Origin of the sequence: Salibacterium qingdaonense (assembly GCF_900114715.1) — a bacterium.
In the GTDB taxonomy this organism is placed as follows: Bacteria; Bacillota; Bacilli; order Bacillales; family Marinococcaceae; genus Salibacterium; species Salibacterium qingdaonense.
In genome coordinates this window covers 1-20,780 of sequence record NZ_FOTY01000039.1, presented here as the reverse complement: position 1 = coordinate 20,780, position 20,780 = coordinate 1, and the positions used below count along the sequence as shown (strand labels likewise).

General features: G+C 48.6%; 18 protein-coding genes. 7 read left to right on the top strand and 11 right to left on the bottom strand.

Annotated features, from left to right (window positions below):
- Window positions 1–741: 741 nt before the first annotated feature.
- The 7 genes from BM058_RS16555 to BM058_RS16525 all read right to left on the bottom strand — a co-directional run bounded on the left by BM058_RS16555 (window position 742) and on the right by BM058_RS16525 (window position 7,668).
- Entirely contained in the window at window positions 742–1,557 is an 816-nt protein-coding gene (locus BM058_RS16555; RefSeq protein WP_090928515.1) for a DUF368 domain-containing protein, read from the bottom strand.
- A gap of 110 nt (window positions 1,558–1,667) precedes the next feature.
- The gene (locus BM058_RS16550) at window positions 1,668–1,994 is read right to left on the bottom strand and encodes a DUF3817 domain-containing protein (RefSeq protein ID WP_090928513.1); all 327 of its coding nucleotides are present in this window, start codon (window positions 1,992–1,994) and stop codon (window positions 1,668–1,670) included.
- Between the two features lie 273 nt (window positions 1,995–2,267).
- Complete coding sequence (locus BM058_RS16545; RefSeq protein WP_090928511.1) at window positions 2,268–4,421, bottom strand: ATP-dependent Clp protease ATP-binding subunit; 2,154 nt, start codon at window positions 4,419–4,421, stop codon at window positions 2,268–2,270.
- A 314-nt stretch (window positions 4,422–4,735) separates the two neighbouring features.
- Entirely contained in the window at window positions 4,736–5,176 is a 441-nt protein-coding gene (gene gerQ / locus BM058_RS16540; protein ID WP_245737065.1) for a spore coat protein GerQ, read from the bottom strand.
- A gap of 24 nt (window positions 5,177–5,200) precedes the next feature.
- Window positions 5,201–5,626 (bottom strand): cell wall hydrolase, encoded by a 426-nt coding sequence (locus BM058_RS16535; protein ID WP_090928519.1) that lies wholly within the window; start codon window positions 5,624–5,626, stop codon window positions 5,201–5,203.
- Window positions 5,627–5,992: 366 nt separating this feature from the next.
- Window positions 5,993–6,742 (bottom strand): hydrogen peroxide-dependent heme synthase, encoded by a 750-nt coding sequence (gene hemQ / locus BM058_RS16530; RefSeq protein WP_090928509.1) that lies wholly within the window; start codon window positions 6,740–6,742, stop codon window positions 5,993–5,995.
- Between the two features lie 104 nt (window positions 6,743–6,846).
- Window positions 6,847–7,668, bottom strand: a complete 822-nt coding sequence (locus tag BM058_RS16525) for an oxidoreductase (protein ID WP_090928508.1) — start codon at window positions 7,666–7,668, stop codon at window positions 6,847–6,849.
- Window positions 7,669–8,050: 382 nt separating this feature from the next.
- Between BM058_RS16525 and pta the strand changes: the two genes are divergently transcribed.
- Window positions 8,051–9,049 carry a phosphate acetyltransferase gene (pta, locus tag BM058_RS16520; protein ID WP_090928505.1) on the top strand — a complete coding sequence of 333 codons (999 nt, stop codon included), beginning with the start codon at window positions 8,051–8,053 and terminating at the stop codon, window positions 9,047–9,049.
- Between the two features lie 74 nt (window positions 9,050–9,123).
- Here the strand turns inward: pta and BM058_RS16515 are convergent, their stop codons facing one another.
- Complete coding sequence (locus tag BM058_RS16515; RefSeq protein ID WP_090928503.1) at window positions 9,124–9,972, bottom strand: lipoate--protein ligase family protein; 849 nt, start codon at window positions 9,970–9,972, stop codon at window positions 9,124–9,126.
- A 181-nt stretch (window positions 9,973–10,153) separates the two neighbouring features.
- On the opposite strand from BM058_RS16515, the gene BM058_RS16510 reads away from it, so the two are divergent.
- The 3 genes from BM058_RS16510 to BM058_RS16500 all read left to right on the top strand — a co-directional run bounded on the left by BM058_RS16510 (window position 10,154) and on the right by BM058_RS16500 (window position 12,687).
- A complete protein-coding gene (locus BM058_RS16510; RefSeq protein WP_090928501.1) occupies window positions 10,154–11,479 on the top strand; it encodes an HD domain-containing protein in 1,326 nt (441 codons plus the stop codon).
- 98 nt (window positions 11,480–11,577) lie between these two features.
- Complete coding sequence (locus BM058_RS16505; RefSeq protein ID WP_090928499.1) at window positions 11,578–12,075, top strand: YwgA family protein; 498 nt, start codon at window positions 11,578–11,580, stop codon at window positions 12,073–12,075.
- A 54-nt stretch (window positions 12,076–12,129) separates the two neighbouring features.
- Window positions 12,130–12,687, top strand: a complete 558-nt coding sequence (locus tag BM058_RS16500) for a YwhD family protein (protein WP_090928498.1) — start codon at window positions 12,130–12,132, stop codon at window positions 12,685–12,687.
- A 471-nt stretch (window positions 12,688–13,158) separates the two neighbouring features.
- Here the strand turns inward: BM058_RS16500 and BM058_RS16495 are convergent, their stop codons facing one another.
- A complete protein-coding gene (locus BM058_RS16495; protein WP_177195609.1) occupies window positions 13,159–15,243 on the bottom strand; it encodes a transglycosylase domain-containing protein in 2,085 nt (694 codons plus the stop codon).
- A 155-nt stretch (window positions 15,244–15,398) separates the two neighbouring features.
- On the opposite strand from BM058_RS16495, the gene BM058_RS16490 reads away from it, so the two are divergent.
- The 3 genes from BM058_RS16490 (at window position 15,399) to BM058_RS16480 (ending at window position 18,519) form a co-directional block, all read left to right on the top strand.
- The gene (locus tag BM058_RS16490; protein ID WP_177195608.1) at window positions 15,399–16,133 is read left to right on the top strand and encodes a glycerophosphodiester phosphodiesterase; all 735 of its coding nucleotides are present in this window, start codon (window positions 15,399–15,401) and stop codon (window positions 16,131–16,133) included.
- A gap of 350 nt (window positions 16,134–16,483) precedes the next feature.
- Complete coding sequence (locus BM058_RS16485) at window positions 16,484–17,608, top strand: carbohydrate kinase (protein WP_090928494.1); 1,125 nt, start codon at window positions 16,484–16,486, stop codon at window positions 17,606–17,608.
- Window positions 17,605–18,519: a pseudouridine-5'-phosphate glycosidase gene (locus BM058_RS16480; RefSeq protein WP_090928492.1), complete on the top strand. Its 915-nt coding sequence runs from the start codon at window positions 17,605–17,607 to the stop codon at window positions 18,517–18,519. The genes BM058_RS16485 and BM058_RS16480 overlap by 4 nt, the downstream gene beginning before the upstream one ends.
- Window positions 18,520–18,718: 199 nt before the next feature.
- Here BM058_RS16480 and BM058_RS16475 read toward each other — a convergent pair whose 3' ends face one another.
- Together BM058_RS16475 and BM058_RS18540 are read right to left on the bottom strand one after the other, a co-directional pair.
- Window positions 18,719–20,227 carry a BCCT family transporter gene (locus tag BM058_RS16475; RefSeq protein ID WP_090928490.1) on the bottom strand — a complete coding sequence of 503 codons (1,509 nt, stop codon included), beginning with the start codon at window positions 20,225–20,227 and terminating at the stop codon, window positions 18,719–18,721.
- Window positions 20,228–20,507: 280 nt separating this feature from the next.
- A partial coding sequence (locus BM058_RS18540) for a hypothetical protein (protein ID WP_218151916.1) occupies window positions 20,508–20,780 on the bottom strand: 273 nt, incomplete at its 5' end.

The window sequence follows — 20,780 nt, the reverse complement described above, 5'->3', positions numbered from 1 at the left end:
CTTCGCTCACCGGATCATCCAGCAGGGTGAGAGCCTCTCCCACCAAATCGCTGAACCAGCTGTACATCAGCTGCTGCAGCTTTTCTTCCATGGCCAGGACATCCGGTGTTTCTTTCATTATCTGGTGCATTTCTGTTATAATAGATTTCATGAGAAGGCCTCTTTTCGCTTTGTATTTGCTTCCTAGGCATACATCGATGATAGAGGACCTTCTCTTTTTTTGCCAATCATCAGTCTTCGTCGTTACCGAGAACTATTTTACACATACGTTTAGCCCCTTTTGCTGTAACAGTCTGAAAGAAGGATCCTTGTCACTCCAATATACATTCTCTCACCCGGCCGTGGCCGAATGTAGTTTTTGATGGATCGCATGAAAGCATGACATGTACCGAATCTATATCCCCTGTCTGAACGGCAGGGAGGAGTTTTTTCGTTACCAGGAATAAAGTAATGTAAGTTTAATGATATAATCATAGAGTGATGTGAACGGTCTGCTTTTAGGATGGGCAGAACTACCCTCTAACGAAAGGGGGGGGTGTATGTCGGACTTTGAACTGCTTATGGTCATTTTGACAATGCTGCTGGTTCTCTTTTCCACAAGAGATAAGAACCCCATCCTAAAGAGCAGCCACTCTAAGTAGGATGGGGTTCTATTTAAACCATTCTGTTTTAAGCTCTCCGTAAGAAGGATGGTTCGCGTTTGGTTCAGGCAGAGGCATTCTTTGTGCCTCTGTCTTTACATTACCTGCGTTCCACTTTTCCAAGTATCGCGGCAATGACCAGCCCGGCGGCGAAGGTGAAAAGGCTGACGAAAAACTGGACGACACCGGCTCCGAGACCTGGGAATATGACGAACAACGACCCAATCAAAAGGCCGGTCATCACGGCGTACGTTCCTGCAGTGTGCCGTCGCAGCAGGTAGTGCAGGAGCTTACTCATGATCGCCAGACCGACGACAATCCCTGCTCCCACCGCAAGCAGCACCGAAAACTGCAGCGAGCTTACCGCATGAATGACAGTGCTGTACACGCCAAGGAGCAGTAAAATGAAGGAACCGCTGATACCGGGGAGGATCATCGCTGTGCTCGCGATCCAGCCTGAGAAAAAGAAGAGCAGATAATCGGAGGCGGCCAGAGTCTGCATAGCCTCACCCTCTTCTCCCCGGAAGAGGCCGGATAAAATGACAAGTACGGCGGCAATGGCTGCAATCACATAATGACTGCCGTTGAACGCCCGTTTATAATCGGCTTCGCGTAGCAAAAGGGGAATGGTTCCGAGGATCAAGCCCATAAACAGGAAGAACGTCGGCTGCGGGTAATTGCCCAAAAGCCAGTCCAGTACACTGCTTAAACTAAAGATAGCGGCGACGATTCCGATACCGAGCGGAATAAAGAAGCCGAGCTGCTCCTTCCAGTGTCTGCTGAACAGGTTGTTGATCGCGGCAATCAGCCGGTGGTAAATGCCGAGCACAAGAGCGATGGTACCGCCGCTGACACCGGGAATAATATCGCTGATTCCCATAGCCAGACCCCTGAAAATATTTTTCCATTCGAACATAACAAGTCTCCTTCGGTTCATGTTTTTCATTGATACGTATGTACAAGCGGCTGCTGCCATGCACACAAAAAGACGTCCCTGACAGTGGAAATGTTACAGGGACGCATGTTTTACAGGCCGATGGCGTTTCCCGGCGCTGTTCCAAGCTCTTCTTCCTTCCGCAGGCTGCGGTCAAACACAAACGGACCGAATGGAATGACGGACACCACCGCCGCAATCATGGCTCTTGGAACAGGCCAGCGCCGCTGAATCCAGACGAACAGTACCGCCAGCATGTACAAAATAAATAACCCGCCGTGAGCAGCTCCCACAATGGTTACTGCCATATCCATACCAAGACCGTATTTCAAAGGCATGGCCACAAACAACAGAATAATGAAGGACAGACCTTCCAGCATTCCTGCCGCGCGGAGCCTGCCTATTCCAGTTGACAGCATATTTATTGCTCACCTCATCGTATGAAAGTGTTGGTTTCCATATCAGCATAGCATGGACGATCATAGAGAACAATGGACGTTTTTTGACGTTCAAGGTACAATTATCAAAATTTTCGACAAAATAAGTTGTTTTTCATGATTGTCATAAACGCGCTTATGACAACCATGAAAGGGTACATTATCATAAAAAGCAGAAACCATCACAAAAAAAGCCATGGACACGCACATCCCGCGGGGATGTGAGTCCATGGCTTTTTCGTTGTTCGTTCTGATTTATGCTTTGACGACGGCGATGTCGTTGTCTTCGACGGTGACCTGGATGTTTTCGATGCCTTCTTCTTCGAGCATCAAGTCGGCGATACCGTCTTCGACTTTTTCTTCAATGACGCGGCGGAGCGGTCTGGCGCCGAATGCCGGATCATATCCTTCTTCGGCCAGCATCTCTTTGGCTTCCTGGGAGATGGTGACGTTGAGATTCTGCTCCTTGGCTGCGTCGACGATGTCTTCGAGCATCAAATCAACGATAGTGACAAGGTCTTCTTTCTTCAGTTCTTCAAAGGACACGATGCTGTCAAACCGGTTCAGGAATTCAGGCTTGAAGTAGTCCGACAAGGATTCCATCAAGCGCGGTTCCACGGCGTCCTGGTTTCCGAAGCCGACAGTGACGTGTTTTACGTTGGAGCCGGCGTTGGATGTCATGATGAGCACCGTGTCTTTAAAGCTCACGGTGCGGCCCTGGCTGTCTGTCAGACGGCCGTCTTCCATGATCTGCAGGAACATGTGCTGTACATCGGGGTGCGCTTTTTCGATTTCGTCAAGCAGAATGATGCTGTACGGCTGACGGCGCACTTTTTCGGTCAGCTGTCCTGCTTCATCATGTCCAACATATCCAGGCGGCGAACCAACAAGTTTGGAGACAGAGTGTTTTTCCATATACTCACTCATATCAAGGCGGATCATCGCTTCGCTGTCACCGAACATTTCTCTTGCCAGAGACTTCGAGAGCTCGGTTTTACCGACACCGGTCGGTCCGACAAACAGGAAGGAGCCGATCGGGCGTGTGCCTCTGCGAAGACCCGCACGGTTACGCCGGATGGAGCGGGCGACTTTGCTGACCGCTTCGTCCTGTCCGATGACGCTTGCACGCAGGCGTTCCGGCAGGTCTTTCATCTTCTGCTGTTCATCCCGCTGCAGACGGCGGACCGGAATGCCGGTTTTGTTCTCGACAATCTGCTGGATCGTATCGACGTCTACGACCGCGTCACGATTGGAGATATCTCTGCCGCCTTCCGATTCTTCCAGCTGCTTCTGGAGTTTGGATTCCTCATCACGGAGCTGGGCCGCCCGTTCATAGTCTTCCTGCTGGGTGGCTTTCTCCTTGTCCGCGGCGGTTTGTTCGATGCGGCTGCGAAGTTCCTGCTCGTCGTCTTCGCTGTGAATCAGGTTGATTTTCGAGCCGGCTTCATCAAGCAGGTCAATCGCTTTGTCCGGCAGGAAACGGTCCTGAATATAGCGGTTCGACAGGTTCACGCAGGCCTGCAGCGCCTCTTCGGTATAAGAAACCTGATGATACTGTTCATAGTTGTTCTGCAGGCCTTCCAAAATGCTGATGGAGTCTTCCAGAGATGGTTCATTGACCATTACCGGCTGGAATCTGCGTTCAAGCGCGGCGTCTTTTTCGATTTTACGGTACTCATTCAGTGTTGTGGCACCGATGACCTGAATTTCGCCGCGGGCGAGGGCCGGCTTCATGATGTTGCCTGCGTCGGATGAGCCTTCCGCGGAACCGGCGCCGACAATCTGATGAACTTCGTCGATAAAGACGATGACGTTTTTACGTTCCTGCAGTTCTTTCAGAAGCTGCTTCATTTTTTCTTCAAACTGTCCGCGTACGCCGGTATTGGCGACGAGGGAAGAAACATCAAGCAGGTAGATATCTTTGTTTTTCAGTTTATTCGGTACGTCGCCTTCGGTAATTCGGAGCGCAAGCCCTTCGGCAATGGCGGTTTTACCGACACCGGCTTCCCCGATCAGCACCGGGTTATTCTTGTTCCGGCGGTTCAATGTTTCAATAACACGTTCCACCTCGGTTTCACGGCCGATGACCGGATCAATCATGCCGGCGCGGGCAGCGTCGGAAAGGTTCTTGCCAAGATCATCAAGGAGACCGCCGTTTCCGCCGCCCTGCTGGGCCTGTCCGCCCTGTTCCTGGGCGCCGTTCATCTGCTGCTGTCCTCCCATCATGTTCTGGAAGAACTGATCAAATGCCGAGGATTGTCCGCCTCCGAAATTGGAAGGCTGTTTCATTTCATTGCGTACTTCGTGATAGCAAATATCGCATAAATTCATTTTCTGCTGGTATCCGTTGATGTTCATATTCAACTCAATGCGCGCGGGGCGCTGTTGGCAGTGTTCACATCTTCTCATGAGTCGTTTCCTCCTTTATATCTTCAAGCTGTGTGGTCGTTGGTAATTTATCTTAGTTTGCATGATAACGCCTTGGCTGGAGCGTATCAAATCATCTGCTTTGACTTTGACTATCTTTGACCTTGTAAATCATATTGTACACTGACCATCTTTGACTTTCAAGAGGAAAGAACTGATTTTTTTCAGGCTGAAAAATAAACGTGCCGGCCGGCGTTTTGTCATACGGCCAAAAAAAGAAGGGCAGTGCATGTGATTCACGCACTGCCTGCTTTACTTATGTTATATATTGCACAGAAGGCAAAGGTTTAAACTTATCAGCGGTTGGAGGTGGGACTTTGCCCGTCATAAGGGTACTGGTAATTGATTTCTTCATCAAAGACAACATAGTCGAGATACACCATCAAAAGGAGATACCATCTGCCTGTGTCAGGATCTCTCAGCACAATATGGTCGCGCCCCGCTTCTTCAATAATGCCGCGGAACACCATCGACTGCCAATCCGGATTACCTTCAAACGTCATATACACTGCTGCCGGTTTGCCGCTGTTCAGCCGCAGAATATTTTCAATGTAGGACTGCTCCATCGGCAGGACGCCGCCGTTCATGGTACCACCGTTCATTCCACCGCCATTCATCATGCCGCCGTTCATCATGCCATTGCCGTTATTGGTCTGACGGTTCATTCCCATTTCCGGGCTGTACGGATACCACGCGCCGGTCTGCTGGGCCGGATACCACGGATAATAATTGTACACAATACATCCTCCTTCAGATTGAATTCATCGATATACTTCGGAACAGTCTGCGTAAGTGGGAGAGAAAAAACAGTGGGCTTTGTACCGGCCGACGTTCGGCTGGCCAAACCACTCCTCCGGACAAGCTCCCGTCGGACGGTAAAACCATAACGAGTTTTCCGCCGGCGAAAACCGCTGTCCCTGTACGAGCCGGCGGGCCAGGCGAACGTCCTGGTTTCTTGCCCGTTGATAGAAATAACTTCTCTGCACCGCTTCAAACCCGCCTGGAGATTGATAGACCATCTCAGGAATGGTCCGGATGTTGTTAAAGTCCAGACAATTGGCATACACTCGGTTGACCATTACATTTCCTGCCAGGAGCATTCCAAGTTTTCCTTCTCCTTCTGCTTCTGCCCGCATCAAACGGGCCAGCATTTTAAGATCTTCGGTTGGAGCTTTGATAACAGCGATGAAATCACCCCGTTTCTTGGTAGTCAGGAAAGTATAAATGTTGGGACTTCCTGAATCCAGCTGCAGCACCCGGCCAAGCGTCCCGCGCATAACGCGGCGTTTTCCCCCGGTTTTCCTCTTTTGCCACAGCACTATCTACTCTACGATATGAGCAGAAAAAGAGGATTATGTATAAAAAGAAAAGAGAACCTTCTAAGCATTACATTTTCCGGTTCCGGAGCCAAATGTAATGGTGAAGCAGCCTTTATTCATTACTTTTCCCTGATATCTCAAAAAGCGAGTATATGCCGCCTCCCAATCCACCCCTGAAGCTAAAAAAACTGCCCCGTATGCCGGGACAGCTTGGACTGTTTCGTCTGTTGTTTATTACATATCAAAGAAAAGCTGCGCCTGGTCTGTTTCCAGGAGGTTACCCACGTAAAAGGCACCGAATTTTCCATAGCGGGCGGAGACTTCATCAAACCGCATTTCATAAATCAGTTTCTTAAACTGAAGGGCGTCGTGGGCAAATAGTGTCACTCCCCATTCCCAGTCGTCGAGTCCGGTAGATCCGGAGATGATCTGTTTGATTTCACCGGCGTATTTCCGTCCGGTTTTTCCATGGGCTTTCATTAATTCAACTCGTTCTTCGAGTGGGAGGGAATACCAGTTGTCGTCACCTTCCCGTTTTTTATCCATTGGATAGAAGCAGATATGGTTCCATTTTGGCAGAATAGGATAGACCCTTGCCCGCATATTCGGGTTGTCGAGTGGATCACTGCCATCTTTTGGCGGGGTGTAGTTCCCTTGTTCCACAACGGAGACATACGAGTAGGTCTGTGTCGTATAGTCAGCAATGCGGAGTTTGTTGAATTCCTGTTCAATACGGTCCAGATTGTTCATGGAGTCGCGCAGATTGACCATCATGAAATCAGCTTTATGACCGACCACTGTATAAAGAGCATAACTCCCGGTTTCTTCCTCTTCTACAGCCTTCCATGTATTCACCATATCTACAAATTCCTGAACGATGCTGCGACGTTCGTCATCCGGAACCCGGCGCCATGCCGCCCAATCCATTTTCCTGAGGTCATGCAGGCAGAACCAGCCGTCCAACGTTTGAGAAGGTTCACTCATTATGTATCACTCCTTTGAATAAATCTCCATTGTTTATACTATACCATGAATGGAACGATACGAAAAAAACGAGCACTGCTGGAAAGCCTCTGTCCATAAAACTGTCATGTTTCGGACAAAAATAAACGGTTCCAGCTGTTATTTTCTGCATGAATGGAAATACCGTCGAAAGGAATTTCTTCCTGCCGTTGAATGAATGTTTCTGCTTCTGTAGTACCCGTCGAGATGATAACGGGAATGGATACTCTTTTTTTGACGGCAGAAGCGGTGCGTACAATGTCTTGAAGCGCTGTATCGGCAGAGGGGGAACTGTCTGTTCCGCTTCCGATATGAAATAGGTTCACACCGGAGGCTTCCAGTTGTCCGGCCATCATCGCGAGTTCTTCCGCTGTGACGGCATCTGTGACAGAAGGAAGACGGAAAATGATAGGAAATGCCGGTCCGGTATATTCCCGGATATGCCTTGCCACAGCAAGGGGGAAGTGAAGACGATCTTTGCGGGAACCTCCCCAGCTTCCGCTTCGTTTATTGGTATCGCGTGACACAAAGGAGTGAATGACAGATCCTTTCGTTCCCGGGATTTCTACTCCATCAAAGCCTGCCTTTTCCGCGTTCGCGGCTTTATCTGCAAAAATCTGGACCATGTGATGGATCTCATGCAGGGCTGTTTTCCGTGAAGCGGTATGGAAATCATCCCCTTCAATCTCCAGCTGCAAAAAAATCGTTCCCTGTTCCTGATGAACAGCCTGAATCGCATCTTTCCACTCTTTGAGGGGGAGGGAACCCATGTTACCGGCAGCGAGACAACTTACAGGAAAAGAGAGGTCATCATGAATGGATGATTCATGGTCTACTTCCATTATAATCCTGCTCTGCAGTGTAACATGCCGAAGGGAAAGGGAATCGAGCCACCATTGCTTATCCATGTTTATCTTCCTTTCCTGTTAAAGGGAGTACGTATTGTTTTAGTATGATACAGAGGGAGAAAATTCATTGTAGGTTTTTCGTAGGAAATAACGAAGTATCATTTTCCACTGGAAGAAATGTTTCACGTGAAACATTTTCTTTGTAAGTGTGAAAACGTTTGATTTGACGGGGGTTGCAAACGCATACCGGTTAGAAAATTTCTATTTTTATCATTTTGTGCCTTAGGGTTTATTTTTTAGATGCACTGGAGTATGCTTGTGAATGAAAAACAAGTGACAAGTTTTCATAAAACATGTAGTTTTCCTGGAGACAGGTTATAATAAACGTAGAGATTGAAGGAACAGGAACACGGGAATTGTGTAATTAAAGGAGGAATTGGCTGTGAGCGATCTATTTGAGATGGTCAAAAGCCAGGTGAAAGCTTCATATCCTTCTATTGTATTTCCAGAGGGAGACGATGATCGAATCATCGAAGCAGCTGCAAAACTGGCAGCCGATGGCATGGTACGGCCGGTTATTATTGGGAATAGAGAAGAAGTACAAACAAAAGCGGAATCACTCGGGGTTTCATTGGAAGATGCGGTGATACATGACCCGGCCTCTTATGAATATTTTGACCGAATGACAGAAGTTTTTGTAGAACGGCGTAAAGGAAAAGAAACAAAAGAAAGCGCGCAGGAAAAACTGCAGGATTCCAATTACTTTGGAACGATGCTCGTCTATATGGATGAAGCCGACGGTCTGGTAAGTGGTGCCGCCCATTCGACCGGCGATACGGTTCGCCCGGCATTGCAGATTATTAAAACCAAACCCGGCATTCAGAAGACATCCGGCGTGTTTATTATGGTGAAAGACGAGAAGAAATTTGTGTTTGCAGACTGTGCGATTAATATATCTCCAAGTGCAGAAGAGCTGGCAGAGATAGCGGTATCCACAGCTGAAACGGCGCAGACGTTTGACATGGACCCAAGAGTAGCAATGCTGAGTTTTTCAACGAAAGGGTCTGCATCTTCTGCAGAAACCCAGAAAGTATCCGAAGCTACCGCAAAAGCGCAGGAGGATCGTCCGGACCTGATGATTGACGGAGAATTCCAATTTGATGCAGCATTTGTTCCGGCAGTGGCTCAGACGAAAGCACCGGACTCCCCGCTTCAGGGCGAGGCGAACGTCTTTATCTTCCCGAGTCTGGAATCGGGTAACCTGGGATATAAAATCGCCCAGCGTCTCGGTGGATATGACGCCGTGGGGCCTATTCTTCAAGGGTTGAACAAGCCGGTGAATGATCTTTCCCGCGGTTGCAGCGTAATGGATGTGTACAACCTCGCACTGCTGACCGGACAACAGGCTGTAATGGAAAAAAAAACACCAATGAAGGTCTAGAGTAAAGCAGGAAACCGAGGCAGAGCGGATAAAAGAAGAGGCTTTTCCCAAACACAGGGAGGCAGCCTCTTTTTTTATGTATTCTGCTGTCCGGCTTTTTGGAGGGCCTTACTGTTTCGTTCAACCACCCGGTCGTAATACATATGGAAGCGTTGCTGTTCATCTGGTCCCAAACGGCTTTCTTCAATAAAGGCTCCTTCTTCTTTCACCATCGTCAGCAATCGAAACAGGATATCGTTTATCGTAAATGTATTTCCGTACAGTTCGGAAAGGGAGGCCATGACCTGCGGATCAATGCGGGGCCATTCGAATTTGGATGGCCCTCCCTGCACAGCCCGCTCATAAAACTGTTCGAGCAGCCGGGCCCGCCCGGCACCACTCCCGTGAACGGCCATATAGATCTGTACGGCGGCACCGCCGCGGATACGGCGCTGTGATATACCGGCGAATTTAAGGCCATTTATACTCAGGTCAAAATCACCGGGACAGTAGGAGCCGCTCACTTCGTATGCGTCAATCGAAGCAGGGGCGTCCGGGAACATCCGCCGTACCGCTTCCCACATCAAATCGTAACCGCTGTGAATGGAAAATTGTTTGTTTTCCTTAAAAATAAAAGACAAATTAAAAATACCCTGGTCCAGTACAACCGCCAGTCCTCCGGAATTTCGGACAATCACCTGGTAGCCTTGTTCTTCCAGAAAAGCAATGCCCTCCGCCGCTGACGGCAGGCGGCTGTCCTGAATGCCGAGCACCACCACAGGAGAATGAACCCACGCCCGCATCACGGGGCCAAGTCCTGTCCCTGCGCTGACACAGAACGTGTCATCATAGGCAAAAGACTGGAGGGGGTGGAAGTGAAGGCCGGATCCGGCATGGTCGACCCAGCGCCAGCGTATGCCGTGGAACATGTCATTCATATTCATGGGCTTGAACTCCGTTCTCAATGATAATAGCTCCGTAGATTATAGCATGAAACGACGGTCGTTGAAATATGAGTTCATTTCCCGGTTTATTTTGCCAAGAAAGCAGACTGGTTGATATAATAAAAGATACTATAGACGTGCTTGAAAGCAATGCATACATAAAGGGAGCGAAAAATGGCTCATGAAAGAAGGTAACCGAAAACTGCAGGAAGAAAAGGTGTTTAAAGATCCCGTTCACCGCTATATTCATATCCGGGATGAGCTGATCTGGGATTTGATCGGAACCCGTGAATTTCAGCGGCTGCGGCGGATTCGTCAGCTCGGAACGACGTTTTTAACATTCCACGGTGCTGAACACACCCGGTTTAACCATTCCATGGGCGTATACGAAATCATGAGGCGGATCATCGAAGTGTTTGACGGCAGACCGCACTGGCAGCAGGAAGAGCGGCTTCTCTGCCTCAGTGCGGCGCTGCTTCATGATATTGGTCATGGTCCGTACTCCCATTCTTTTGAGAAAGTCTTTCAGACGGATCATGAATGGTGGACAAGAAAAATTATCACGGAAGATACCGAAGTCAATCAGGTGCTGCGCCGAATGGGGGACAACTTTCCGCAGGACGTGGCAGATGTCATTGAAAAAACGCACCCCAATAAACTCGTTGTCAGCATGATTTCCAGTCAGATTGATGCGGACCGGATGGATTACCTGCAGCGGGATGCGTATTATACCGGAGTCAGTTACGGACATTTTGATATGGAGCGTATCCTGCGTGTGATGCGGCCGACGGAGGACCAGGCCGTTATTAAAAATACCGGAATGCACGCGGTCGAAGATTATATCATGAGCCGTTATCAGATGTACTGGCAGGTTTATTTCCATCCTGTTACACGAAGTGCGGAAGTGATTTTAAGTAAAATTCTGCAGCGGGTGAAAAAACTCCGGGAAGATGGACACACTTTTTTCCAACAGCCCTATCATTTTCAGCGTTTCTTTGAAGGGACACAGACACTCGAAGATTATCTATGTCTTGATGAGTCGGTTATTACGTATTATTTTCAAATGTGGCAGTTTGAAGATGACAGCATCCTGCAGGATCTGTGCGAGCGTTTTCTGAACCGGCGTTTGTTTAAGTTCGTTGAATTCAGTCAGAATTTCCTGCTGAACAAGTGGACCAGGCTTCAGGAATTGTTCCGGGAGGCCGGGGTTGATCCGGATTACTATCTTGTGATTGATTCCTCATCGGATCTTCCGTATGACTTCTACCGGCCCGGGGAAGAAGAAGAACGGATGCCGATTCACCTGCTGATGCCAAACGGCCGTCTCCGGGAACTGTCGAGAGAGTCGGATTTGGTGGAGGCTATTTCCGGAAAGAAACGGACGGATCATAAATTATATTATCCAAAAGAATGGCTGGAATCACCGGGACACAAAGAGACGAAACAGGAAATTAAAAGTATGCTGTTTTCCGGTAATGAACAGGTGGAACCGGAACAGGAAGCCTGATGTCCTTTTAAGCAGTCGGGACAACATAAAAATGGGACGGACAGGCTGCAGTGGAAAGCGTCTCTCTGCAGCGAAGATCATGAAGGAGGAAATCGGTAATGCTGCCTGATCATGCAAAGTTACTCGCGTTATTACAGGACGCCGGAGAAGTGGTAGGTCGTAAGAAATGGCAGAAAATCGTCTATATCAGCAAGAAGCTGCAGCTCCCCCTGCAGGAAAAATATACATATCACATGTACGGGCCTTACTCTGAAGAACTGTCGATGAGAACAGAAGAATTGTGCAGTCTCGGTTTCGTAACGGAGATCAAGGAAGCAAAGGCCGGATACTACCAATACCGGTATCAACTCACCGAAGAAGGGGACACTTTTCTTCAGAACATGCAGCTGGACTGGCCCCGCCGGGAAGCAAAAAAAATTACGAGCCGGTTAAATGAATACAGCGCAAAGTTTTTAGAGCTGGTATCAACGGTGCTTTATTTCGATGAGTTGCCAAAAGAAGACGTAAAGGAAAAAGTTCATAAGCTGAAGAAAAGCCAGAACTACTCGGATGAGGATATGGAAGAAGCCTGGCAGCTTATCGATTCTTTGAAATAAACCGTTCAAACAGCGTATGATGTAGGTAGAGAATCTTTAAAAGGAGACGATTGCATGGATCTTTTTGATAACGAGGACAAGAAACGAAAAGGCGGAGGCTTCAATATTTTAAGCGGAGACGCCACCGGTGGTGACGGTGGTTATGGCGCGGGTACGTTAAGCCTGGACAATATGACACCAGTTATCATTGATCCTGCTGAAGACAGGGCCTTTATAGATATGGGAGCCCTGCATGCCCGCTCTGAAATTGAAAAGAAAGTAAAATTCTCTGCAGACAAAGAGGAAGTTCCCGAGCCGAAATTGTACTGGCTCGTCTGGGTGACCGTTGATCATAAAGACGGGAAGCCATGTTATACCGGAGTAGGAGCTTGTGAAACGCTGGTAGAGAACTCTGACAAGCGGATCCGCAAAGGATATAAGAGCATGCCCGAACATGTGAATAATATGGATAAATCCATGAAAGGGAAACTGGCTGTGGATCACATGGATGATCATTCCAAATATATTCTCGGTGAATTCCTTAAAGGGTTCAATAAAGACTACTGGGATCATTCCAGCGAAGAACTTCATCAAGCGCTGCATGCAAAAGGAGATGACGAAGATAACAGCTGAATTTTTGAACGATTTTTGAACAATTCGCAGAGCTGTTGTTCTATTTATTCATGATGAATATACTGGAAACACACACATGCATTATAAGCTAGGACACTAAAACGTGCAGGAGCGCTTACCCAGCCTCCTGCACGTTTTAGTTTGAAGGGTATTACCACGGCTGTTTATTATCCAAATATAGGAAGCGTTTCGTTGGACTCCGCCTTTCCTGCCCGCTTTCCGCGGGCGTCGCCTCAGCTACATCGTAGTAAAGGAGGATCGGCTAAGTTCGGCACGTCCTGTGCCAACGCCGATCTGACTCCCATCGTGTGAGCCCCCGGTGATCTTCGGCTGACGCTTCTCCCGCTGGAGTCGGACAGACGGCTCCGTCCAACGAAAAAGAAGGGTGGATACATGCTTTGATCACAGATGCACCCTCCTCATAGAACCCTTTCCCATTCTTTTATACGGCAAATCAACAGGCGTGGGGTATTACGGCTGCATCCAACGTTTCAGCCGCTCCCAGAACTTTTCCTGCTGCCCGGGGAGCTGTTCTTCTTTTTGGTTTGGGTTCTCTTCGGGACTTGTCTCCTGCCTGTTTTCAAGCTCTTCGGTACAGGAACGCTGCGGCTCTGTTCCTTTCTCAAAAGCAATAGTCCGGGAGGAACCGCATTCTTCTGAAGCAAGCAGCCCGGTTTCGGGATCAATCGGAGTTTTCACTATACCATCCGGAGCGGGGAAATCCATCTTCAGTTCATCTTCGAGTCCCTCTTCCATAAACTGGGCCCAGATTCGTTTTGAAATCTGCCCTTCTTCGGCATGATTGATCTTCCGATTATCGTCATAGCCGATCCATACACCGGCGGCAAGACGCGGGGAAAAGCCGGCCATCCAACTGTCGTAATCGGTGGATCCGCTTTTTCCGGCAAGCGGTCGATTAAACAGATGGGCAGCGGATCTTCCGGTGACTGATGTATAGGCATCCATGGATACATCAAAGACACCTTTCATCATATCGGTGACTACATACGTTTTCCGTGGGTCAAAAATCTGATTGATTTCCGGTTCATTCTCTACGAGCACATTCCCTTCGTCATCTGTGATTTTTGTAATGAGACGCGGTTCTGTTTTTTTGCCTCCGTTTGCAAAAGGGAGATAGGCGTTCGTTAAATGCAGCGGCTTCACGTTCTGCGTGCCGAGAGCCAGAGATGGAATGGGAGATAAATCAGAAGAAATCCCTGCATCTTTAACTGTATTTACGAGGGCATCCGGCCCTAGAGACAAATGAGTCTTCACAGCAAACACATTGTCCGATACCGCCAGTGCTTCATACATAGGAATGAAGTCATCGGCATAGATTTCACCGTAATTGCCCGGAGCATACGTCTGTCCCTGCTCTCCGATCGTAAACTCGGATGGCTCGCTTCGAAAAGACGTTAATGGGGTGAAGCCTTCTTCAAGTGCCGCGTAGTATAGAAATGGCTTCAACGCAGAACCGGGAGCACGGGCGGCATCAACGGCCCGGTTAAAAGTACTTTCCTGATAGTTTTTCCCGCCTGCCATGGCACGGACATCTCCGGATTCTGGATCCATAGCGACGAGCGCTCCCTGGAGTTCTGATTCTTTTGGAATTTCATAGCGGATCCACTTTTCCGCTTTTTTCTGCAGCTCAGGATCAAGTGTGGTATAGATCCGCAAACCTCCCTGTTTGGGATCCATTCCATATTTTTGCTCCACCAGCGATTGGACGTGGTCCTGAAAATAGGGGCCGATACGATCGTCGGAGAGCTGACCGGGCGGTTCCAGAGAAAGAGGAGCATTTTCGGCACTTTCCTTTTCCTCGGCTGTAATCACTCCGGTCCGCTCCATAGCAGACAGCACAAGCTGCTGCCGTTCATTAGCACGGTCGGGATGGGAAAATGGTGAATAATACGAAGGACCTTTCGGGACACCGGCCAGAAGCGATGCCTCCGCCAGGGAGAGGTCTTCGGCGGATGTATCAAAATAAAGACGGGCAGCTGCTTCAATACCGTAGGCGCCGTGTCCGAAATAAATCGTATTCAGATATCCTTCGAGAATCTCCCGTTTCCCGTAATGCGCTTCCAGACGGAGTGCATAGAAAGCTTCTTCGAGTTTACGCGACCAGGTTTTGTCATGAGATAAAAAAAGATTCCGGGCATACTGCTGGGTGATCGTACTTCCTCCCTGTGCTTTGGACAATGTTCTTATATTCACGGCTGCGGCGGAAAGAATACGGGAAAAATCGAAACCGCTGTGTTCATAGAACTCATCATCTTCTACGGCCACCGACGCCTGCACAAGGTTAGGGGAGATATCTTCAAGATCTACCCAGTACCGCTGCCTGCCATTATGATGTTCTCCAATGATGGATTGATCTGCTCCATAAACCACGGTGGATTGATCGGCTTGAATCGGTGGTGGCTGAAGCAGATAAGCAGAACCTGCAGCTGCCAGCATACCGCTCACGCCGATAATACCGGCAAGCAGCAGAAATCGGATCATCAGCCGGATGATACCTGGTTTCTGCCGGCCGCTTTGGCGCACTGCTGTGTTCATTGGTTCCCCCTCCTGAAATGATGCTCCTGTTTGTATCCATTGTTGGTTAATTACTGTACTTTTAAACTTGCATGATAGGAAAATATGCCCTATGTAACACGAAGGAGGCATTTTTTTGTATACTTGAAGAAGATGATGAAAAAGGGGTTCTGGAAATGGTACAATGCATTGCTCACCGGGGCTGGTCCGGCAGGGCTCCGGAAAATACTATCGCTGCGTTTGAGCTGGCATGGAATTCCCCGGATGTGGATGGTATCGAGCTGGATGTTCATCTGTCGCGTGATAACGTGCCGGTGGTGATTCATGATCAGACGGTGAAGCGTACCACAAACGGAAAAAAGGCGGTCCGGGATTACACCGTCAATGAACTGAAGACGCTGGATGCCGGGTCCTGGTTCAACGAACAGTTTGCCGGGCAGAGAATTCCGACACTGGAAGATGTGCTCCGCCGGATGAACCGAAAAAAGTCACTGACCATTGAACTGAAACAGCGTAGAGACATTTATCCCGGACTGGAAGAGAAAATCGTACGTCTCCTTCATAAATACGAGATTACGGGATCTACACTGGTTGGGTCATTTGATCATACAGCGATAAAAAAAATCAAACAGATGGATGCGTCGATACAAACTGGTCTGATTTTCATGAACCGTCCGGTCATTCCCCTTGAGCAGATGGAGGTTGCCGGGGCGGAAGTTATGATGCTTTATCATGAAATGGCGGGACAGGGTATCGTGGATCTGATGCTGTACAACGGCTACAAGGTGAATGTATGGACGGTCAATAAGCAGCACGCTGTCGAAAGGCTTCGTCTCCTGTCTCAAGAGCTTATCATTACGACCAACCATCCCGGTATGGTCCGGGAGAAACAAAAACATCATAAAGGGTAAAAGAGAGCTGGGGCTGTATCAAAAGGTACAGCTCCCTTTTTGTAATAAAGAGAATGTAATCACGGGCAGGAGCGGAAGGCGGCGACTCCTGCGGGAAGAGCAGCAGCCGAAGATCCCTCCATACGGGCGATAGACCGTATGAAGAAGCTGAGGCGCTGCCCGCGGAAAGCGTCCGCCTGCAGCGCATGCCCAACATGTTAGCAAAGTATTTTATGTATGGTAGTAGACTTTTGATACACCTCCGGCTCTCTTTGAATGCGGTGGAGAGTTGACGAGAAGCATGGGAGCGTGTAGAATACTAATAAACAAAAGTTTAAATTATAAAACATGTGTTTAGAGGAGGTGGAGGTATGCCCGTATACAATAATAGAGAACCGATGACGGAAAAAGAAAAGCAGGTTTTCGAGCGTATTAAGGACGATCCTTATGTGTCCCAGCTCGATCTTGCCGAAGCGGTCGGGTTATCAAGACCTGCGGTGGCTAATATTATATCCGGCCTGGTCCGGAAAAACTATATTCTCGGCAAGGCGTATGTCATTAATGAAACCCGGCCGATCGTATGCATCGGCGCGGCAAATGTGGACCGGAAATTTTATATAAAAGAAACCCTGCAATGGGAAACGTCCAATCCTGTCACTTCGAAGGAGAGTGCAGGTGGTGTGGCACGGAATCTGGCAGAAAATCTCGGTCGTCTGGAGAAGGAAACGATTCTGCTGACGACAGCGGGGATGGATGCGGACTGGATAACGGTGAAAGAGGCATCGGAAGGTTACATTAACCTGGACCATGCTGCCGTATTTTATGAAAAGTCGACTGGATCCTATACAGCCGTTTTGGACGAGCAGGGTAGTATGACGCTGGCTTTTGCGGATATGGAAATTTATGAGTCCATCACCCCTGAATATATAGAATCGCACGAACGTGTTTTTCAACAGGCCGGTGGTATAGCAGCTGACTTGAACTGTCCTGCAGAAACGCTGGAACGTATCCGGCAGAAAGCAGTTGAATATCAAGTACCCCTTATGCTTACCGCGGTGTCCGCTCCAAAAATGCAGCGGCTGCCGGAAAAACTGGACGGAATCACATGGCTTGTGACGAATAAAGATGAATCCGAAGCGGCACTTGGTATGACTATTGAGAGTGGAGAGGACTGGCAAAATGCGGTTTGTGCGTGGTTGGAAAAAGGAGTAGAGCACGTGGTAGTTACCGGCGGCAGCCTCGGTGCTGTTATTGGGAGTGCGGATTCCGGGGTTTTTCATCTTCCGGCAGAACCGGTCGAAATGATTGCTGATGTGACTGGTGCCGGTGATGCGTTCTGCGCTGCCCTGTTTTACGCCTGGCTTGAAGGATGGGACGTGAAAGCAGCCGGGCAGGCGGGGATGATGCATGCAGCGGCTGTTCTGACATCAGAAACATCCGGAAAAGAAACAATGACTGCAGAATGGTTGAATAAAAGAATGGAGGAAAGAACATGAAGTCATTTATCACGTTATCCGAAGAAGTACGCACTGCACAGGAAGAGGGAAAACCGGTTGTAGCGCTTGAATCCACAATTATTTCCCATGGAATGCCGTATCCGCAGAATGTTCAAACGGCCCGTGACGTTGAGCAGATTATCCGGGACGGTGGTGCCGTACCGGCCACCATTGCTCTGCTCGATGGACAAATAAAAATCGGTCTGAGTAATGATGAGCTGGATCTCCTCGCTCGTTCAGAAGACGTGACGAAGGCTTCCCGAAAAGATCTGCCGTATCTTGCCGCCACCGGGAAGCACGGAGCAACGACGGTGGCAGCTACTATGATATGTGCAGCCATGGCGGATATTCCTGTCTTTGTGACCGGCGGAATCGGCGGGGTCCACCGGGGCGCTGAGCATTCGATGGATATTTCTGCCGACCTGGAAGAGCTGGCCCGCACCAATGTGGCGGTTGTCTGTTCCGGAGCAAAGTCCATTCTGGATCTTGGTTTGACGATGGAATACCTGGAAACGAAGGGCGTACCGGTGATGGGATATAAGACGGATCAGCTGCCTGCCTTTTTCACGCGATCCAGTGAGTTTCCTGTTCATTTCCGGGTGGATGAAGCGGACGAGGCAGCCTCAACCCTTCATGCCAAATGGGGTATGGAAATGGAAGGCGGCGCTGTGGTTGCAAATCCGATACCGGAAGATTACGCTATGAAAGAAGAGTTCATTTCCGGCGTGATTGAAGAAGCGGTGCAGGAAGCAGAGAACCTCGGAATGACTGGGAAAGATGTCACACCGTTTCTGCTTCAGAAAATACAGGAATCCACCGGGGGGCAGAGTCTGGACGCTAACATTGCTCTGGTGAAGCACAATGCTGAAGTAGGGGCAGCCATTGCCGCCGCTTTAAATAAAAAGTCCTGATGAAATAAAGAAGCGGCCCATGCCTCCTTTTGCTGAGGTGTGGGCCGATTTTTTGATGGAATGTCCGGCAGATTTACAGGCTGCCCGTCTATTGGCCGATAATCCCTGATACGGTTCTGATAACAACTCCTTGTTTTGTGCAAAAAGGCACCCTGCCTGAAGCGCTTCCGGCTGGGCAGGGTGTCTGTTGATTTATATTTTAAGCTGCCTTTTTTTCTTCTTTTTTCTGCAGCCTTCGTTCTTCACGCACTGTCTTGAAAAAGGAGGCACCCATTAACAGAACAACAATGGAAAATGGCAGGGCGGCAATGATCAGGGTATTCTGAAGCCCCTGGGTTCCCCCATAGTACATCACCACAGCAGCGACAAAAGACATCGCCACACCCCATGAAATTTTCACGGTGCCGGCTGGTTCAATCGAGCCGTTTGTCGACAACATGCCGAGCACAAAGGTAGCAGAGTCAGCGGAAGTAATAAAGAATATGGCAATCACAACAAGAGTGACAATCGACATGATAAACCCAAGCGGATATTCCTGAAGCACCGCAAACGTCGCTGTTTCCATCGGATACTGGGAAATTTCAGCAATTCCGTTCTGCTCCAGGTTCAGCGCGGAAACGCCGAACACCGCGAAGAAGATAAAACATACAACAGACGGCACGAACAGCACGCCGAGCATAAATTCCTTTATCGAACGACCTTTGGAAATCCGGGCAATAAAGATGCCCACAAACGGCGACCAGGAAATCCACCAAGCCCAATAGAAAATGGTCCACGAATCGATCCAGCCCCGTGTGCCGTCATCGAGCGGAGCACTTCGGAAACTCATGTCAAAGAAATTCGAAAGATAATTTCCCATGGTACTTGTGAACATGTCCAGAATATAGATGGTCGGTCCGACAATAAAAAGGGCAATCAGCAGAATGAACCCGAGCCACATATTGACGTTACTCATATGCTTGATCCCTTTACTGATACCAGACCATGCCGAAATGATAAACAACACAGTAGCAATGACAAGCACAATGATCTGCACCGTAAACGAATTCGGTGTATTAAATAGAAAGGCCATGCCTTCGTTGATCTGGGCGGTTCCAAACCCAAGAGTGGATGCCACACCAAGAACGGTCGCAAAAACAGCCAGTGCATCAATCAGGGTACCCGGCAGGCCGCGCATGCTTTTTTCGCCTAAAATAGGAATGAGCGTTGCACTGATAAGTCCCGGAAACCCGCGGTGGAACTTAAAATAGGCAAGAGCGAGGGCAACAATAGCATAAACAGCCCAGGCATGAATTCCCCAGTGGAAGAAAGAATACTGCAGCGATTCACGGATAGCCTGCTGGGACCCGGTTTGTGCTTCAGGCGAGTTTACAAAGGCGTGCGAAATCGGTTCCGCGGTGGTCCAAAATACCATCCCCATCCCCATTCCGGCGCTGAAAAGCATTGCAAACCAGGTAGGCAGTTTGAATTCAGGCTCGGTATCATCACTCCCGAGTTTTATTCGTCCGTACGGAGAGAAGATTAAGTATACACAAAATCCTAGAATGAAGACTACAATAATTAAGTAATACCATCCGAACCCTGTAGAAAAGGACGATGTTAAAGTGTTTGTTACATTTTGAAGCTGATCCGGCGATATAGAGCCCCAAATAACAAGGGCTGCACATAACGCGATCGAAATCCAGAATACCGGCGTTACATGTCTCACACTTTCACCTCTTACTTTGATTTATTATTTCATTTTTGGAATCTTTCGGAACTTCTCTCAAAAAATTAACGTTCAAGTACTATGACGACGGATGCGTAATTCCTTGATGTGCATGCAATAGTTTTTATCGTGATAATAACCCAGCGATTTTTCAACACCCCTCATCCCCTTGAGACGGGAATAAAAACGCTCCAAGTACGCTCATGAAGGGGGATTCATAAATTTAAAAAAGTTAAATATTTTTTTTACAAAATGAATGTATCGAACCCTTTTATTGAATTTATATGTAAAATAATTTAAATTCGAATATAAATAGTAATATAAAAATATGCCTGAATCCGTGATAAAGAGGGTTATTGTTGGAGTGAGGTTCCGTTCTATATCTATAACTCGTTTCTACTTTAGGAATACGCTGGAGGCAAAGAAGCATACGCTGCAGGCGGACGTTTTCCGCGGGCAGCGCCTCAGCTATATCAAACGGAAAAACCGCCGTTTGATAGGATCTTCGGCTGCTGCTCTTCCCGCTGGAAGCGCCGCCTTCCGCTCCTGCCTT

Excerpts from the sequence above, each read along its gene's own strand:
- BM058_RS16515 (WP_090928503.1), bottom strand. The coding sequence starts at position 9,972 with ATGAATATGAATGACATGTTCCACGGCATACGCTGGCGCTGGGTCGAC.
- BM058_RS16495 (WP_177195609.1), bottom strand. The coding sequence starts at position 15,243 with ATGAACACAGCAGTGCGCCAAAGCGGCCGGCAGAAACCAGGTATCATC.
- hemQ (WP_090928509.1), bottom strand. The coding sequence starts at position 6,742 with ATGAGTGAACCTTCTCAAACGTTGGACGGCTGGTTCTGCCTGCATGAC.
- BM058_RS16505 (WP_090928499.1), top strand. The coding sequence starts at position 11,578 with ATGCTGCCTGATCATGCAAAGTTACTCGCGTTATTACAGGACGCCGGA.
- BM058_RS16485 (WP_090928494.1), top strand. The coding sequence starts at position 16,484 with ATGCCCGTATACAATAATAGAGAACCGATGACGGAAAAAGAAAAGCAG.
- BM058_RS16525 (WP_090928508.1), bottom strand. The coding sequence starts at position 7,668 with ATGGATAAGCAATGGTGGCTCGATTCCCTTTCCCTTCGGCATGTTACA.
- BM058_RS16555 (WP_090928515.1), bottom strand. The coding sequence starts at position 1,557 with ATGTTCGAATGGAAAAATATTTTCAGGGGTCTGGCTATGGGAATCAGC.
- BM058_RS16490 (WP_177195608.1), top strand. The coding sequence starts at position 15,399 with ATGGTACAATGCATTGCTCACCGGGGCTGGTCCGGCAGGGCTCCGGAA.
- BM058_RS16545 (WP_090928511.1), bottom strand. The coding sequence starts at position 4,421 with ATGAGAAGATGTGAACACTGCCAACAGCGCCCCGCGCGCATTGAGTTG.
- BM058_RS16550 (WP_090928513.1), bottom strand. The coding sequence starts at position 1,994 with ATGCTGTCAACTGGAATAGGCAGGCTCCGCGCGGCAGGAATGCTGGAA.
- BM058_RS16480 (WP_090928492.1), top strand. The coding sequence starts at position 17,605 with ATGAAGTCATTTATCACGTTATCCGAAGAAGTACGCACTGCACAGGAA.
- BM058_RS16510 (WP_090928501.1), top strand. The coding sequence starts at position 10,154 with ATGAAAGAAGGTAACCGAAAACTGCAGGAAGAAAAGGTGTTTAAAGAT.
- BM058_RS16500 (WP_090928498.1), top strand. The coding sequence starts at position 12,130 with ATGGATCTTTTTGATAACGAGGACAAGAAACGAAAAGGCGGAGGCTTC.